Genomic DNA, 15,091 nt, shown 5'->3' on the forward strand with positions numbered 1-15,091 from the left:
GGATCCGGGCAGCCATGGCGGCTGTTGGCCGCCGTTGTCGGTGACCATGGGTCGTCGTTGACACTGCGACGACGACCGGCACGCTTGATCATGGAGAAGGTCGCCTTTGGAGTCGCGGGAAACCCGACCTTCTCCATGATCAACTCGGTGAGGGAGGGTGTGAGCCGCCATGGGGGGCAGGTCATACCAGGCGCTGCCCGCCGCGGGCGGCTCGCATCCCTGCCGGCGCCGGTGATGGCCGCGGAGGTGTTGACATGAGCGCCAACGGTTGGCGCTGGTGTCAACACGCCCGGTTGTGATCGGTGCCCGGCCCGAGCCGGCCCAGCGTCGCGGGGGCGGCCGACGCCGTGACGACGGCGACGTCGCCGCGCCGATCACACGACCTCGCCCGTGACCGCCAGATCCTCGTGATCAGTGACGCCATCATCGGCATTTTCAACGGCGGCTAACATGGCGGCCCAGATCCCTCACCCGTCCTCCTAGCGGTTCTCGTCCTCGTCCTCGTCTTCTGCCGGCGGGTTGCCGGGAGACGGTGTTTCCGGCTCGACCGGCGGGGTCGTCGGGTTGCCCGGCGACTGCGTCCCGGGCCCGCTGGGCGTCGTCGCGGGGTTGCCCGGCGACGCCGGGTCCGGCTCGTCCGGCGGGGTCGTCGGCTTGCCCGGCGACTGCGTGCCTTCGTGGTTGGTCATGGGAGTTCTCCCTCCCGTCAGTACCTGACGATCCGGTACCCGGACGGCGTGGCCTGAAACGAGGAGTCGATCAGGGGAGCGGGCCGCGGCGTTCCTGGTCGCGGAAGCGGCTGGGCGGCATGCCGACCCGGCGGGTGAAGATGCGGGTGAAGTAGCCCGGGTCGTCGTACCCGGTGCGGGCGGCGACGGCCACGACGGGCAGGTCCGTGGTGGCGAGCAGCTCCTTCGCCCGGGTGAGCCGGGCGCGCAGCACGAACTCCTTGGGGCTGCAGCCGGCCGCGCGCCGGGTGGCATCGCGCAGGGCCGCCTCCGTCATTCCCAGCGTGCGCGCGTGGGCCGCGACGGTGACCGGCAGGCAGGCGTCGCGCAGCAGGGTGGCCAGCACCGGGCTGGCGGCGACGGGGTCGGGAACGGCGGCGCGGCGGGTGGCGAGGATGAGCTGGTGCAGTGCCGCTGCGGCCTCGACGTCGGTCGACGGGTCGCCGGGGCGGCAGGCGCGGGCCAGCGCGCCGAACGCCACCTCCAGCCCGCCTGCGTCGGCGACCGAGGTGACCGGCTCGTCGCGGGCGACGTAGCCGAGGTCCTGGTAGGCGCGGGCGGCGGGGCCGTCGAACAACACCCACCACTCGTTCCAGCCGCCGGCGTCCGGACCGTACCCGTGCTCGACGCCTGGGAGCAGCCAGAACAGTGTGGGCGCGACGAGCGGCTGCTCATGCCCGCCCCACCGGAGCCGGCCGGTGCCGCGCGTCAGGAAGACGACGGCGTAGCAGTCCAGCGTGCGGGCGGGCAGCGTCGACACCTGCCCGGCCGTCGTGCCGACGCCGAGGCAAACCAGGCCGAGCCGCCGGTGCCGGGGGTCGGGCGTGAGATACCGCGTCCATGACGCGAGCCCGGGTCGGCCGCTCATGGCCGCACATCGTAGAGCTCCGCCGGCGACGTACTTCGCCGGGTCGCCGCGGGCGAATCTGTCACGGTCACCCGCGACGGCGATCCGGTCGCCGAACTCCGGCCGCTCTCGAGGCAGCCGCTGTCTGCCGGTGAGCTGCTCCGGCGGTGGCGAGGGCTTCGAGCCGGCCAGACTCCCCGCCGAGCCGTTGATCACCGTCGTCACGCTCGCGGAACTCTCCGTCGGTCCGCTGGTCGCGTCGACCGAGCGAGAGCGCGCGGAACGTCAGTCGCACCTCCAGCAGGCAGAAGCAGATTTCGACCCGCTGCCCTTCGACCGTGCCGCGGCTCGCGCGTTCGGCCGGGTCGCAGCATCGCTGCGTCGTGCCGGCCGCAAGCCGGCGGCTCGTGCCTACGACGCGATGATCGCGGCTGTCGCCCTCGCGAACGAACTCCCCGTCTACACCTGCAGCCCCGACGATTTCGCCAGGGTCGACGAGCTGGAGGTCGTCGCCGTCCCGTTTCCGCAGCCGGCGAGTGAGGTGGCCGAGCCGGGCGCTTGACCGCGCGCGGCGGAAAGTCCAAGTCCGGCGCGGGTTCGTCCATGTCGTCGGCGGGTGGTCACAGGCAGGGTGGTCGCATGCTGACCTCGAACGGCTACGTGCTCGACGAGTCCGCCCGGCGGCTGGGCGAGCTGGACCCCGTCCCGGACCACGAGCGCCACGACCGCGACGCCCTGTGGGAGCGGCTGCGGCGCGACGGCTACCTGTGGCTGCGCGGCGCGCTGGATCCGGACGTCGTGAACGGCTTCCGCGCCTACTACCACGCCACGCTGGCCCCGTCGGGCGTCTGGGCCGGCGAGGAGGATCGCGCCGAGTACCGCAGGCTGCTGTTCCAGAGGGTCGTCCCGGGTCCGGAGTACGAGGCGTTCTGCACCCAGCCGGCCGTCCGCGAGTGGTACGCGTGGTTCCTCGGCGACGAGACGTTCCTGCACCGGCGCAAGATCATCCGGCACGTGCGGCCGGGGGAGTCCGGTGTCGGCATGGCCACCCAGGCGCACTACGACCTGGTGTACCTGCGGGAGGGAACCGATCGGGTGCTGTCGTCGTGGATCCCGCTGGGCGACTGCCCGGTGGCGCGCGGCGGGCTCACGTACCTCGAGGGCAGCCACCACAGCGTGCTCGCTCAGGAGCGGGCCGGCACGTTGCGGCACCCGGCGACGTCGATCACGGCCGACCTGCCGGCGCTGGCCGACGAGTACGACGCGCGCTGGCTGGTCGCCGACTACGCGGCCGGCGACATGGTCGTGCACTCGGCCTACACGGTGCACGCCGCCTTGGACAACGTCGACGACGACTACCGGCTCTCGACCGACATCCGGTACCAGCGGGCCACCGAGCCGATCGACTGGCGGTGGCAGCACCACTGGCACGTCGACGACGGCCTCTGACGGCGCCCCTGCCGCACCGGGCCGATGCGGCAGGGGCGCAGGCGTGACGCCGTCAGCGCAGCGACGGCTGGCCGGGCTCCTCCTCTGTGGACAGGTCGAGGACGGAGATACCGGTGGCCGCGTTCGCGCCGCGGCCGATCGCGTCGTACACCTCGGGGCGCGACGACTTGAGGAACAGCGCCCAGAGCAGGCCGATGAGGGCGGCGACGAGGAACAGGCCGGGCAGGATCCACCGCTCCGGCGCGTCCGGCGCGACCCCGATGAGGATGTCGTAGTTCGCGATGGCCAGGACCACGACGATCACCAGCAGGACGGTCGCCAGCGTCGGCGCGACGATCCGCCGCCAGGGGTTCTCACCCGACGGGTGCCGCGCGAAGAACGCCAGCACCGCCACCGACGTCAGCGTCACCAGCGTCAGCACGCCGAACCCGCCCGTGGTGCCGAGGTAGAAGAACAGCTGCACCAGCGGGTCGAGGTCGAAGAGCACGTAGACGAGGATGACGACCAGGCCGACGACGCTCTGCACGATCGACGCGGCCACCGGCGCGCCCGACGACGGCGACGTGCGGCCCAGCGCGCTGGGCAGCACCCGCTCGCGGCCGAGCGCGAAGACGTACCGGGCGACGGTGTTGTGGAACGAGATCATCGCGGCGAGAACCGAGGTGATGAAGAGAGCCGAACCGATGTCCACCCAGGTGCTGCCCAGGAACGAGTCGGCCAGCACGAAGATCGTCTGGTCCGCGTTCTGCTGGGCGAACGCGACGATGTTGTCCGGGCCGGTGGCCACCGACATCGCCCACGACGCCAGCACGTACACCGCGGCGACGACCGCGATCGAGATGTACGTGGCCAGGGCGATGGTCCGCTTCGGGTCGCGCGACTCCTCCGAGTACACGACCGACGCCTCGAAGCCGACGAAGCCGAGCACCGCCAGCACCAGGATCGCGCCCACGCCGGACTCGAACAGGTTGCCGACCTGCAGCGTGTCGAACGTGACCTCGCCATCGGCCGGGTTCGCGAGGCTGGCGATCGAGTAGATGATGATGATCGCCATCTCGGTGAGCAGCAGCACCGCGAGCACCGTGCCGTTGACGTCGATGCGCAGCAGGCCGAGGAAGCCGACGATCGCCCAGGCGATCAGCGCGATCACCCACCAGTCGAGGGTGATGCCGAACCATTCCTCCAGCTGCGGCGCGGCCGCGACGCCGATGATGCCATAGAGACCGACCTGCAGCAGGTTGTAGGCCAGCAGCGCCATGTACGCCGCGGCGACGCCGGCCGGCCGGCCCAGTCCGTGCGTGACGTAGGTGTAGAACGCACCGGCATTGGTGATGTGCCGCGACATCGCCACGTAGCCGACGCTGAACAGCGCCAGCAGGGCGGCGATCGCCACGAACGCGATGGGCAGGCCGATGACGCCGGTGACCGCGAATCCGGTGGTCACGACGCCGGCGACGACGGTCAGCGGGGTGGCGGCACTGAGGACGAAGAACACGACGGCGGGAACGCCGAGCCTGTTGCTGGCGAGCGTCCGCGATACGCGGTCGGCGCCCAGGCGGCTCGAATGGGACACGAGGGACTCTCCTTGGGGAATCAGCGGATCTGCGTCGTTGGGGTCGGGGGTCGCGCCGTAGATCTCGCTAGCGGGGGCTGAGGGTGGCGTCACCCACAGCCGCTTCGGTATGGGCCAGGACCTCGCGCATCGACATGGGCATCGATCCGACCGCGGCGGCGATGTGGCGCAGCGTGACGGCGTCACCGTCCCACCACACGCCCTTGGTGAAGCCGGTGACGGCGACCAGCCCGGCCAGCATGGCGTCGTGGAAGTCGAGCGGATCACCGCGGTTGACCAGCCCGTACAGCCGGTCGCTGGGCCAGGCGGCGACCTTCGGATCGACGGGAAGGTACCGGACCGAGGACCCGAACAGCTTGCGCGTCTTGACCGGTTCGATCTCGCCCTCGCGGGCCAGCCGGACCGCGACCCGCTCGAGCGCGCTCTGGGACAGGAACGCCAGCCAGGTGCGCAGCGACCGGGTCTGCTGGTCGGCCGTGAGCTGACGGACGATCCGGTACCCCAGGTCGTCGGGCGGCGGCTGGGCGCCAGTCAGTGACAGGGTCCCCGACGCGACGTGCAGGTTGTTGTTGAGAATCAGCTCGCCGAGCAGCGCACCGGCCATCCCGAGCCCCGCGGCTCGAGCGTTCAGCCGGAGCTTGCCGCTGCCGACGTCGTGGACGATGTGGAAGAAGTCATTGGCCAGCAGCACTCCGCCTGCACCTCCACCCCGGCTGCGAGGACCAGGATGAGACGGGACGGCCGGGGCCATACGGGACAGGGACATGCGCGCTCCCACCCCTGAGGCGCGCGTTTCGGACCGGTAGCGGTGCTCGCGATGCCGCGTTCCGATTCACGCCCGGTAGTTTGTCGGCCTTTTTCCGCTGAGACAAGAGGCAATTCATCGGTAATGCGCTGAAGGTCGTTGACGCCTTACATAGTCGCTTTGCGGCCGCAATGTCTTGACGACATCGGTACCGGGCGGCGAGTCTATGGCGTTGTGACGGTCACGCCCGTGCGCACGCACCCGCTCCAGCGCCTGACCGCGGACGAGATCCGCGCGGCTCGCGCCCTCCTCGACGACAACGGCCTGGTCACCGCGACCACGAAGTTCGCGCTGCTCGGTCTGGAGGAACCCGACAAGCTGACGGTGCTCGGGCACCGCCCCGGCGATCCGGTCGACCGTCGCGTGCGGGCCGTCCTGCTCGACCTCGCGACCGGCGCCTCGCGCACCGTCATCGCGTCGCTGACGCGCAACGTGGTCGACTCCGTCGAGGCGATCGACCCGGTCACCGACGGCCAGCCGCCGATCCTGTTGGAAGAGCTGGTCACCGTCGACGAGATCGTCAAGGCCGACGCCGGCTGGCGCGAGGCGATGGCCCGCCGCGGCATCACCGACCTCGACCTCGTCCGTCCGTGCCCGCTGTCGGCCGGCAACTTCGGCATCCCCAGCCAGCGTGGCCGCCGGGTGCTGCACGTTTTGTCGTTCCTGCAGCACCGGCCCGAGGACCACCCGTGGGCGCACCCGATCGACGGCGTGGTGGCCTACGTCGACCTCATCGAGAAGAAGGTCATCGAGCTGGTCGACGACTCCGTCCTGCCGATCCCGGAGGAGGAGGCCAACCACGACGACCCCGCGTACACCGGCCCGCCGCGCACGACGCTGAAGCCGATCGAGATCACGCAGCCCGAGGGGCCGAGCTTCACCGTCGACGACGACGTCGTCACCTGGGAGAACTGGACCTTCCGCGTCGGCTTCGACCCCCGCGAGGGCCTGGTACTGCACCAGCTCGGCTGGCGCGACGGCGACCGCGTCCGGCCGGTGATCTACCGTGCGTCGCTGGCCGAGATGGTGGTCCCGTACGCCGACCCGAGCCCCGTGCGGTTCTGGCAGAGCTACTTCGACGCCGGCGAGTACCTGCTGGGCCAGCAGGTCAACTCGCTGGAGCTGGGCTGCGACTGCCTCGGCGAGATCCACTACTTCGACGCCGTTCTGGCCGACGGCGACGGCGCGCCGCGCGAGGTCCGCAACGCGATCTGCCTGCACGAAGAGGACTACGGCGTGCTCTGGAAGCACACCGACATCTTCACCGAGTCGGCCGAGACGCGACGGCAGCGGCGGCTGGTCATCTCGTTCTTCGTCACCGTCGGGGTCTACGACTACGGCTTCTACTGGTACCTGTATCTCGACGGGACCATCCAGCTGGAGGTCAAGGCCACCGGTGTCGTGTTCACGTCGGCGTACAAGCCGGACAGCTCGTACGCCTCGGAGGTGGCGCCCGGCCTCGGCGCGCCGTTCCACCAGCACCTCTACTGCGCCCGCCTCGACATGATGGTCGACGGCCTCGACAACGCCGTCGACGAGCTGGAGGTGCAGCCGCTGCCGATCGGCCCGGCCAACCCGAACGGCAACGCGTTCACCCGGCGGACCACCCGGCTGCGCTCCGAGGCCGAGGGCGCACGCGCGGCCGACCCGCTGGCCGGGCGCACGTGGCGGATCTCCAGCTCCGACTCGACGAACCGGCTCGGCCGGCCGGTCGCCTACGAGCTGCGCCCCGAGGGCCGGCCGCTGCTGCTGTCCGACCCGGCGTCGGCGACGGCCAACCGCGCGGCGTTCGCGACCAAGTCGCTCTGGGTCACCCGCTACGACCCGGCCGAGCGCTTCCCCGCCGGCGATCTCGTCAACCAGCATCCGGGTGGCGCCGGCCTGCCGAAGTACGTCGCCGCCGACCGCGCCATCGAGGATCAGGACATCGTCCTGTGGCACACCTTCGGCGCCGTGCACTTCCCGCGGCCCGAGGACTGGCCGGTCATGCCGGTGGAGTACTGCGGCTTCACGCTCCGCCCGGTCGGCTTCTTCGACCGCAACCCGACACTGGACGTGCCGGCCACCCCGGCCGCGCATTGCGGCCACCACGGCCACCAGCAAGGCGAGGACCACGGCGCACACGGAGGCCACGGCGGCCATGGGGAGCACCACCACGGCTGAGCATTTCGGGCTCTTCTGCTCGGTCCGTGGGTGGTGATCATCCACATCACGACGACTTCTGGTGCGTCAACACGCTTGCAGGCGTGTTGACGCACCAGAAAACCTCGAGATGGCTCCGGAATCGCCGTGAAATCTCACCACCTGGACACCGGCGAACTGGCGCCGTTGGCCCGGCGCATCCTGGCGCTTCGCCACAACTTCACGGTTGACGACGTCGCCTATGTCGCGCTGGCCGAGGTTCTCGCCGGACCGTTGCTGACCTGCGACGCGAAGTTCATCCGAGCGCCCGGGCGGCCCCATCGGGCCGAGATCCACCTCCACCCGGCGTGACGACGTCGGTTCGACGGAGGACGAACCGAGACGGCCGAGCTTTCGTCATCTGATGGGTGCAATGTCACCGTGCGCCCGGTAGCGTCCCTGAGCACCATTCTCGGCACGGGCCGGACCCTGTCCGGGCCCGCGTTGAGGCACGCGCACGGGTGAGACGGAGACCGCATGAAGAAGATCGTCGCCGCGCTCGCGCCGGTGGCACTGGGAGCAGGGCTGCTGACGGTGCCCATGGCGGGCGTCCCGTCGGCCGACGAGGCCCTGCGGCAGTGGCCGGAGGTGGGCAGCGCGCGGGTTGTCCCGCTCCAGGAGACCGGGTCGCCGGACGAGCGGCTGAACCTGATCGTCATCTGCGACGGCTACCAGGCCGACGAGATGCACAAGTGCGAGGAAGACGTCGACCGCAACCAGGCCATCCAGTGGGGTGTGGAGCCGTTCCGCACCTACCGCGACTACATCAACGTCTACCTGCTGCAGATCGTGTCGGCCGACTCCGGCGTGCGCCGCGACCCAGGGGAGGACGCGCCGAACGAGGTAAGGGACCGTAAGAACACCCCGCTGCGGCTGTGGTACGACGTCGGCTTGACCGATCCGCTGGCCCGCGGCATCACGTACGGTCCAGCCCTGGACCCGGGAGGCTGCCCTGGCCATCCGACCACCGGGAACGGCGGCCCGACCTACCCGCTGGCGCCCGGCATCCTCGGTGACCTGCGCTGCAGCGGCAACCAGCAGCGGGCGATGTACCTGAACTCGTACGTCGCGCCGGTGCTGGGGCTGGCGCCGGGCGTGTTCCGGCCGACCGGTGGCTCGAACTCCGGCCCGCAGAACGTCCAGACGCTGGCGATCTCGAACACGTTCACCTACGGCGGCATCGGCGGCCGCGACGCGACGGCGTCCGGCGGCAGCCCGCAGTCGCCGCTGATCTCGCTGCATGAGCTCGGCCACTCGCTGGGCACGATGGACGACGAGTACCCGTACCGTGACCGCCCGCGCCCCGGTGCGCCTGCCCCGGACACCGAGCCGGGCTCGTTCCACCACACCCGGATGACGTCGGAGCAGATGGCCGCCAACCGGGTCAAGTGGTGGCGCTGGCTGGGCGAGGAGAGCCTGTCCGGCGGGGTCATCCGCGGCGCCGACCCCGACGGCTACGAGAGCGGCTGGTACCTCGGCTCGAACATCTGGCGGCCGAGCTCGCACTCGATCATGCGCTGGATCGGCTTCTACTTCGACCAAGTGGGCCGCGAGCACATGGTTGCCCGCATCACCGGCCAGCGCGACAAGGGCCAGATGAGCCTGCTGCACACGCCCAGCGGCACCGTCCCGGGCGACGGCGTCCTCTGGCTGGAGACCACGCACCCGCGCTTCCACGACCTGCAGGTGACGTGGCGCAGCGGCAGTCCGACCGGCCCGGTCCTCGCGACCGGCACGCGCAACCTCGACCTCGCCGCGCTGAACCTGGCGCCCGGCACTGTCGTGCACGTCGAGGTCCGCGACCCGGTCGGCCCCGAGGGCATCGACTGGGTGCGCAACCCGTCGACCAACAACACGGCGACCGACTCCGGCTACAACGGCCCGCGGTTCGTCCAGACCCGCAGTTGGACGGTCGGCGAAACGACGGCCGCGGCCGACGCCGTCGCGGCGGAGATCACCGCCTCGACCCCGACGGTCCGGCCGGTGGCCGGCGACGAGGTCGTCTACGTGGAGACCACGCACCCGGCCGACCGCGTGCTGGACGTGGCGTGGACGCTGAACGGCCAGGCCGTGGCGAGCACCGGTGACGCCCGGACGCTCGACCTCGGCGCGCTGGACCTGCCGGCCGGCACACACGAGCTGACGGCGACGGTGACCGACCCGGCCGCGCCGGGGGCGTCGGACACCGTCACGTGGACCGTCGACAAAGCGCTGCCGACGGCGCCGCGCACGCTGTCCGAGCCGCTCACCACGATGACGTCCGACGACGAGCACGGCATCTACTTCGACGGCTGGGACATGCTCCTGGAGCCCCAGGACGACCGCACCGGCTACGACGGCGAGCCGTACGTCGTCGGCGAGTTCCAGCTCAACGGCGACGGCTGGTTCAACTACTTCGGGTTCCCGGAGAAGCCGCAGCCGGTGTCGCCGTTCGAGTTCCGCCACTCGGGCACCAACGTGAAGGCGCTCACCTACGGCAACCTCGGCACCGGCGGGCTGTCGAAGGCCACGTTCGAGCAGAGCTACGGCCCTGACGACCCCAACGGCCCGTTCGTGCCCGGTTACGGCACGCACACCGTCGAACACCGCGCCGTCGACCCGGCCGGCAACATCGGCGGGGCGGAGTCGTACACCGCGACCGTGCTGCCCGGGGCCGAGCTCGAGTGCACGCGGACCGTCACCGGGACGCACGCCGGCTCGCTGCTGGTGACCAGCGGCGTCACGTGCGTCGACGCCGCCCGAGTGGACGGCACGGTGACCGTCCGCTCCGGCGCTTCGCTGGTGGTGAAGGACAGCACCGTCGCCGGCAGCCTGCTGGCCGACGGCGCCGGCGAGATCCAGGTGCTCGGCTCGACCGTCGCCGGGCAGGTGCGGGTCTCCGGCACCGTCACCGGCGTCACCGCCGCCGGCTCCACGTTCCGCGGCTCGGTCGCGCTCAACGGCAACGGGCGGGTCCCGGGCAACGCGTCGGAGCAGCGCTACACGCAGTACGGGGAGGCCTACGGGCCGATCCTGGCCGGCAATGCGTTCGCCGGCCGGCTCAGCTGCTCCGGCAGCAGCGCGCCGGTGCGCGACTTCGGCGCGGCGAACGAGCTGCACGGCGTCGCGACGGGGGAGTGCTCCGCCCTCTGATCGACGCTCGTGACCGCCGGCCCGGGCCGCTCGTGCCCGGGCCGGCGGTCGCAGGGCAACGACCTAGGCTGCCGGGGTGGGGTTCACGCGCGCGGAGCTGGAGGCGTTCCGCGACGGCACGCTGCCGGATCTGGTCGGGCCGGACCTGCGGCTGCTGCTCGTCGGCATCAACCCGGGCCTCCTGACGGTGGCGGTGCAGACGCATTTCGGCCGGCCGGGCAACCGGTTCTATCCGGCGCTGCTGCGGGCGGGCATCATCGACCGGCCGATCGACGTCGCCGGCGGGACGTCCGATGCGGATGACGCGTACCTGACCGGCCGCGGCCTGGGCATCACCAACCTGGTCGCCCGGGGGACGGCGCGGGCGGACGAGCTGACCGCGGCGGAGCTGGTGGCCGGCGCCGCCGTTCTGGCGGACAAGGTGGCGCGGCTGGCGCCGAAGGTGGTGGCGGTGCTGGGCATCACCGCGTACCGGACCGCGTTCCGGCGGCCGCGGGCGGTGGCCGGCCGGCAGCCCGAGGAGCTCGCCGGCGCGCAGCTGTGGGTGCTGCCGAACCCGAGCGGGCTCAACGCGCACGAAACGCCGGACAGCCTGGCGGCGGCCTACCGGGAAGCGGCCGTCGCGGCCGGCGTCGTGCCCGGCATACCACCAGGTGAGAAAGCGCTTGAGGAGCAAACCGGTGGTTCACTACTGTCGCCCGGGTGAGTCGTCAGAGCCCGGCGCGCGGTGTCGCCTACGTCATCCTCGCCGCGGTGTTCTTCTCCGTCAACGCGTCGATGTCGAAGGTCGCGCTGGAAGCGGGGGTGGAGCCCGCGGTGCTCGCCGCGCTGCGCTCGACCGGCGCCGCGCTGGTCCTGCTGGTCGCCGTGGTCGCGGTCGCGCCCGGGCGGCTGCGCATCGGGCTGCGTGAACTGCCGTTCCTGGTCGCGCTCGGCGTGGCCGGCGGCGCGCTGGTGCAGTGGCTGTACTTCATGGCCATCGACCGGCTGCCCGTGGGCATCGCGCTGCTCCTGGAGTTCACCGCGCCGGCGATGGTGGCGCTGTTCAGCTGGGCGGTGCTGCGGCAGCGGATCCGCCGGCAGACCTGGCTGGGCATCGGGGTCGCGCTGCTCGGGCTGGCGCTGGTCGCCCAGGTGTGGACGGACATCGGCCTCGACGCCGTCGGGGTGCTGGCCGGGTTCGGTGCGGCCGCCTGCCTGGCCAGCTACTACCTGGTCGGCTCGCGGCAGTCGGGACACCGCGACTCGCTGTCGCTGACGTTCTGGATGTTCGCGTTCGCGGCGCTGTTCTGGGCCGTCGCGCAGCCGTGGTGGACGGTGGACCTTGCGCCGCTGGGCCGCGAGACGTCGCTGCTGGGCGCGTTCGACTCGGTGTCGGTGCCCGCGTGGTCGACGGTGCTGTGGATCATCGTGTTCGGGACCATCGTGGCGTACGGGCTGAACCTCGCGGCGCTGCGGCACATCTCGCCGACGGCCTGCGGCATCATCGGCATGTCCGAGCCGGTCGGGTCCGCGGTCGTGGCGTGGGTGTGGCTCGGGCAGAGCCTCACGGTCGCACAGTTGACCGGCGGTGCCCTCGTGCTCGCCGGCATCGCACTGGCGGAGCTCGGCGGCACAGGCGTCGAGCCGTCGTCGTCGGCCCCGCCACCGGACGATGCCGGACGCGCACCGCTGTCGCCAGAAGCCGCCGCGGCACCGCACTGACGGGAAAGCCCATGACGACGATCGACCGCGTCGCGGCGGTGCCTCCCCGCCGTGGCGCCCTGGGCGTCCTGGTGTCGGCCGGGGTGACCCTCCTGTTGACGCCCGTGCACGCGTTCCTGCTGGCCTTCGTGGTCCTGGCGGCCGGGACGTACGACGCCAGTGGACGCGGCGGTCCGTTCCGTGCCTGCACGGCCGGCTCGGTGTCGTGCACCGGTCCGCGGTACGGCGCGATCGCCGTGTGCGCCGTCGTGCTCGTCGTGCTCGCGTGGGCGGCCGCAGTGGCCGGCGCCCGTACCGGCCGCTACCGGCGCGGCTGGCGCTCGTGGCTCCTCCTGGTGCCGTTGAACGTCGTCGTCGCCGCGGGCGGCGCCATCGGGTTCTGGTGGGTGCAGCGGTGAGCACGCAACGGCCGCACTTCGTCGTCGCGGCGGTGTGCTTCCTCGACGAGGCGTCACGGGTGCTGACCGTCCGCAAGCGCGACACCGACGCGTTCATGCTCCCCGGCGGCAAGCTCGAACCCGGCGAGGACGCCTCGGCGGCCGCGCTGCGCGAGGTGGACGAGGAGATCGGCGTCGCGCTGCGCCCGGCCGACCTCACCGAGCTGGGCGTCTGGACCGCGCCGGCCGCCAACGAGCCCGGCGCGGTCGTCACCGCGACCGTCTACACCGCCGCCCTGCCGGCCGCGCCCGTCGCCGCCCGCGAGATCGCCGAGCTGCGCTGGCTGCACCCTGCCGGCGGCGCCGTGGTCGCGCCGCTCCTACGCGACCACGTCTTCCCCGCCCTGCTCAGGACGTAGGACGGCCCGGGGCGGCGACGCGGAGGGAGTTGTGCCGGCACGCGTCGGCGAGCCGGTGGTCGTAGGTGATCAGGAGGTCGGCGTCGAGCACGAACGCGGTCGCCAGGTGGATGGCGTCGAGCGAACGCAGCATCGGCGCCCTGATCCGGCGGGCCAGGCCGACGATGTCCTCGGTGATGTGGCGCTCGGCGATGCCGGCCAAGGCCTGGTCGACCCCGTCCTGCACGGCCAGGCCCTGGGTGAGGCGGAGCAGGGTGCGGCCGATCTCGAGTCCGGCCAGCGTCGACTTCAGAGCCAGGTCGCGGCGGCGTCGGTGCCAACGCGGTCCGGGCTCGCCGTCAGCGCCTCGTGGTAGGCGGACCAGTGCAGCAGGGCGCTGACGGCGACCGCGTTGCAGCCGGGCCAGTCCATCGTCACCAGCGGGGTGCCGAACCGGGTGTCCAGTCCCCAGGTCGAGAGCGAGCCATGCGGATTCTGGGCGGCGACGACGGCGTTGGCGGCCGCGACCGCCTTGGCGAGATAGTGCTCCTCGCCGGTGGCGCGGTGCAGGGCGAGCAGCGACACCAGCCAGTGCCCGGTGTGCACTTCCATGGGCCAGTAGCAGCGGTACTGCTCCAGCACCGTCGGGGTGGGGCAGTGCACCGGCACGGGCGACTCCTCGGGCGCCCAGACCACGAACTGGTCCTCGATGTACGCGTTGAGCTGCGCCGCCAGTCGCACCCGGTCCGGCGCGTCGCTTCGGCCGGAGAGCAGGAAGCGGATGGTCTCGTTGGTGTCCCAGTGCTGCAGGTTGCTCCACGGCGGCGTCTCCGGGATGTCCTCATACATCCCCTCCCACCGGCCGTCGGTCACCGGGCCGGCGAGCAGCCACGCCTCGCCCTTCGCCGCGGCCGCTGCCCGAGTGGCCCGCTGCGACGGCGTCCCGGGCGCCTCGGGCGTCTCGCCGAGCAGCGTCAGCAGCCACACCGGGGTCACGACGGCGGAGGTGTAGCCGACGCTGGGCTCGCCCGTGCGCGGGTCGACGCGGAACGGCCAGGAGCCGTCCGGGTTCTGCAGGTCCACCATGACGTCGCCGACGCGGGCCGCGCGCTCGAGGTAGTGGGGCCCGCCCGTGCGCTCGAACAGCCGCAGCATGACCTCGCCGACACGCGCGGCCCGGAAGACGGTGATGTGGTCGCCCTCGACCCAGCCGCCGAACCCGCCCTCGAGCACCGTCGATGGCGCCAGCCCGCCCAGCCGCCAGTCGTCCGGGAGGTGGTGCTCCAGCAGCCACCGCCCGTACGCGAGGGCCTGCCGTTCCGCCTCGGCGGCCTGCGGGTGGTCCGGGAAGCGGTCGGCGTAGGTCAGGTAGGCGTGGATGTAACTGGCATGGTGCTGCGCCGGAAACGCCAGCCGGCCGCGCAGCCCCGTCACGCTGTCCTCGAACGAGCTCCACGCGCTGCGCGGGTAGCCGTCCTCGTAGTCGAACACCTCGTCGCGGGCCGGCTGCAGCAGGTGGCCGACGGCGCGGTGGACGGCGCCGGTCCAGTCGGCGGGGTCGGGCCGGACGCCGTCGAACCCGGGTACCTTCCAGAACTGACGGTGTTTGCGGACGGCGACCTCGCGGTCGCCGTCGAAGCCGCGGACGAGCACGTCGACCGGGCCGAGAGGGAGCAGCGGCCACGCCTCCGCCAGGTCGGCGGCCTCGGTGGCGACCGAGCCGGTCCAGACGACACGTTCGCGGTCGGCGACGGCGACCTCGAACCGCGTGGCCGACGGCACCGGCGCCCATCGCAGCACCGGCGGCCCCACGAACCGCGGCGAGAACGCTGACGGGCCCTCGAACCGGATCACACGCGACTGGTCGATCCAGTCACTCATTCAGCTGCCCTCCGCG

General features: G+C 72.0%; 15 protein-coding genes. 9 read left to right on the top strand and 6 right to left on the bottom strand.

Annotated elements, in window-relative coordinates; all coding sequences use genetic code 11:
- Positions 1 to 479 precede the first annotated feature (479 nt).
- The gene (locus E1262_RS16930) at positions 480 to 689 is read right to left on the bottom strand and encodes a hypothetical protein (RefSeq protein WP_132104323.1); all 210 of its coding nucleotides are present in this window, start codon (positions 687 to 689) and stop codon (positions 480 to 482) included.
- Between the two features lie 70 nt (positions 690 to 759).
- Positions 760 to 1,596, bottom strand: coding sequence for an AraC family transcriptional regulator (locus E1262_RS16935; RefSeq protein ID WP_132104324.1), 837 nt, complete (start codon positions 1,594 to 1,596; stop codon positions 760 to 762).
- Positions 1,597 to 1,783: 187 nt separating this feature from the next.
- Here E1262_RS16935 and E1262_RS16940 point away from each other — a divergent pair, with 187 nt between their 5' ends.
- Both E1262_RS16940 and E1262_RS16945 read left to right on the top strand, forming a co-directional pair.
- Complete coding sequence (locus E1262_RS16940) at positions 1,784 to 2,137, top strand: type II toxin-antitoxin system VapC family toxin (RefSeq protein ID WP_203453952.1); 354 nt, start codon at positions 1,784 to 1,786, stop codon at positions 2,135 to 2,137.
- Positions 2,138 to 2,214: 77 nt separating this feature from the next.
- On the top strand, positions 2,215 to 3,024 hold the full coding sequence (locus tag E1262_RS16945; RefSeq protein WP_132104326.1) for a phytanoyl-CoA dioxygenase family protein: 810 nt from the start codon (positions 2,215 to 2,217) through the stop codon (positions 3,022 to 3,024).
- A gap of 52 nt (positions 3,025 to 3,076) precedes the next feature.
- Here E1262_RS16945 and E1262_RS16950 read toward each other — a convergent pair whose 3' ends face one another.
- The gene (locus E1262_RS16950; RefSeq protein WP_420810536.1) at positions 3,077 to 4,579 is read right to left on the bottom strand and encodes an APC family permease; all 1,503 of its coding nucleotides are present in this window, start codon (positions 4,577 to 4,579) and stop codon (positions 3,077 to 3,079) included.
- 85 nt (positions 4,580 to 4,664) lie between these two features.
- On the bottom strand, positions 4,665 to 5,288 hold the full coding sequence (locus E1262_RS16955; RefSeq protein ID WP_162605952.1) for a GOLPH3/VPS74 family protein: 624 nt from the start codon (positions 5,286 to 5,288) through the stop codon (positions 4,665 to 4,667).
- 303 nt (positions 5,289 to 5,591) lie between these two features.
- Between E1262_RS16955 and E1262_RS16960 the strand changes: the two genes are divergently transcribed.
- The 7 genes from E1262_RS16960 to E1262_RS31370 all read left to right on the top strand — a co-directional run bounded on the left by E1262_RS16960 (position 5,592) and on the right by E1262_RS31370 (position 13,215).
- Complete coding sequence (locus tag E1262_RS16960; protein WP_132104329.1) at positions 5,592 to 7,565, top strand: primary-amine oxidase; 1,974 nt, start codon at positions 5,592 to 5,594, stop codon at positions 7,563 to 7,565.
- 126 nt (positions 7,566 to 7,691) lie between these two features.
- Positions 7,692 to 7,895 carry a PIN domain-containing protein gene (locus tag E1262_RS16965; protein WP_203453953.1) on the top strand — a complete coding sequence of 68 codons (204 nt, stop codon included), beginning with the start codon at positions 7,692 to 7,694 and terminating at the stop codon, positions 7,893 to 7,895.
- A 165-nt stretch (positions 7,896 to 8,060) separates the two neighbouring features.
- Positions 8,061 to 10,715 (top strand): M64 family metallopeptidase, encoded by a 2,655-nt coding sequence (locus E1262_RS16970; RefSeq protein WP_132104330.1) that lies wholly within the window; start codon positions 8,061 to 8,063, stop codon positions 10,713 to 10,715.
- A 76-nt stretch (positions 10,716 to 10,791) separates the two neighbouring features.
- Positions 10,792 to 11,421, top strand: a complete 630-nt coding sequence (locus E1262_RS16975) for a mismatch-specific DNA-glycosylase (RefSeq protein ID WP_132104331.1) — start codon at positions 10,792 to 10,794, stop codon at positions 11,419 to 11,421.
- A complete protein-coding gene (locus E1262_RS16980; protein WP_203453954.1) occupies positions 11,418 to 12,419 on the top strand; it encodes an EamA family transporter in 1,002 nt (333 codons plus the stop codon). Before E1262_RS16975 ends, E1262_RS16980 begins: the two co-directional genes overlap by 4 nt.
- A gap of 11 nt (positions 12,420 to 12,430) precedes the next feature.
- Positions 12,431 to 12,817: a hypothetical protein gene (locus E1262_RS31365; protein ID WP_238992965.1), complete on the top strand. Its 387-nt coding sequence runs from the start codon at positions 12,431 to 12,433 to the stop codon at positions 12,815 to 12,817.
- Positions 12,814 to 13,215: an NUDIX hydrolase gene (locus tag E1262_RS31370; protein ID WP_238992966.1), complete on the top strand. Its 402-nt coding sequence runs from the start codon at positions 12,814 to 12,816 to the stop codon at positions 13,213 to 13,215. Before E1262_RS31365 ends, E1262_RS31370 begins: the two co-directional genes overlap by 4 nt.
- Here E1262_RS31370 and E1262_RS31915 read toward each other — a convergent pair.
- Both E1262_RS31915 and E1262_RS30400 read right to left on the bottom strand, forming a co-directional pair.
- Entirely contained in the window at positions 13,205 to 13,621 is a 417-nt protein-coding gene (locus E1262_RS31915; protein WP_338033365.1) for a PIN domain-containing protein, read from the bottom strand. The two genes, E1262_RS31370 and E1262_RS31915, sit on opposite strands and share 11 nt — an antisense overlap.
- Positions 13,504 to 15,075: a hypothetical protein gene (locus E1262_RS30400; protein ID WP_162605954.1), complete on the bottom strand. Its 1,572-nt coding sequence runs from the start codon at positions 15,073 to 15,075 to the stop codon at positions 13,504 to 13,506. Before E1262_RS30400 ends, E1262_RS31915 begins: the two co-directional genes overlap by 118 nt.
- Between the last annotated feature and the right edge of the window lie 16 nt (positions 15,076 to 15,091).

The sequence above is a fragment of the Jiangella aurantiaca genome (genome assembly GCF_004349105.1).
Lineage (GTDB): Bacteria > Actinomycetota > Actinomycetes > Jiangellales > Jiangellaceae > Jiangella > Jiangella aurantiaca.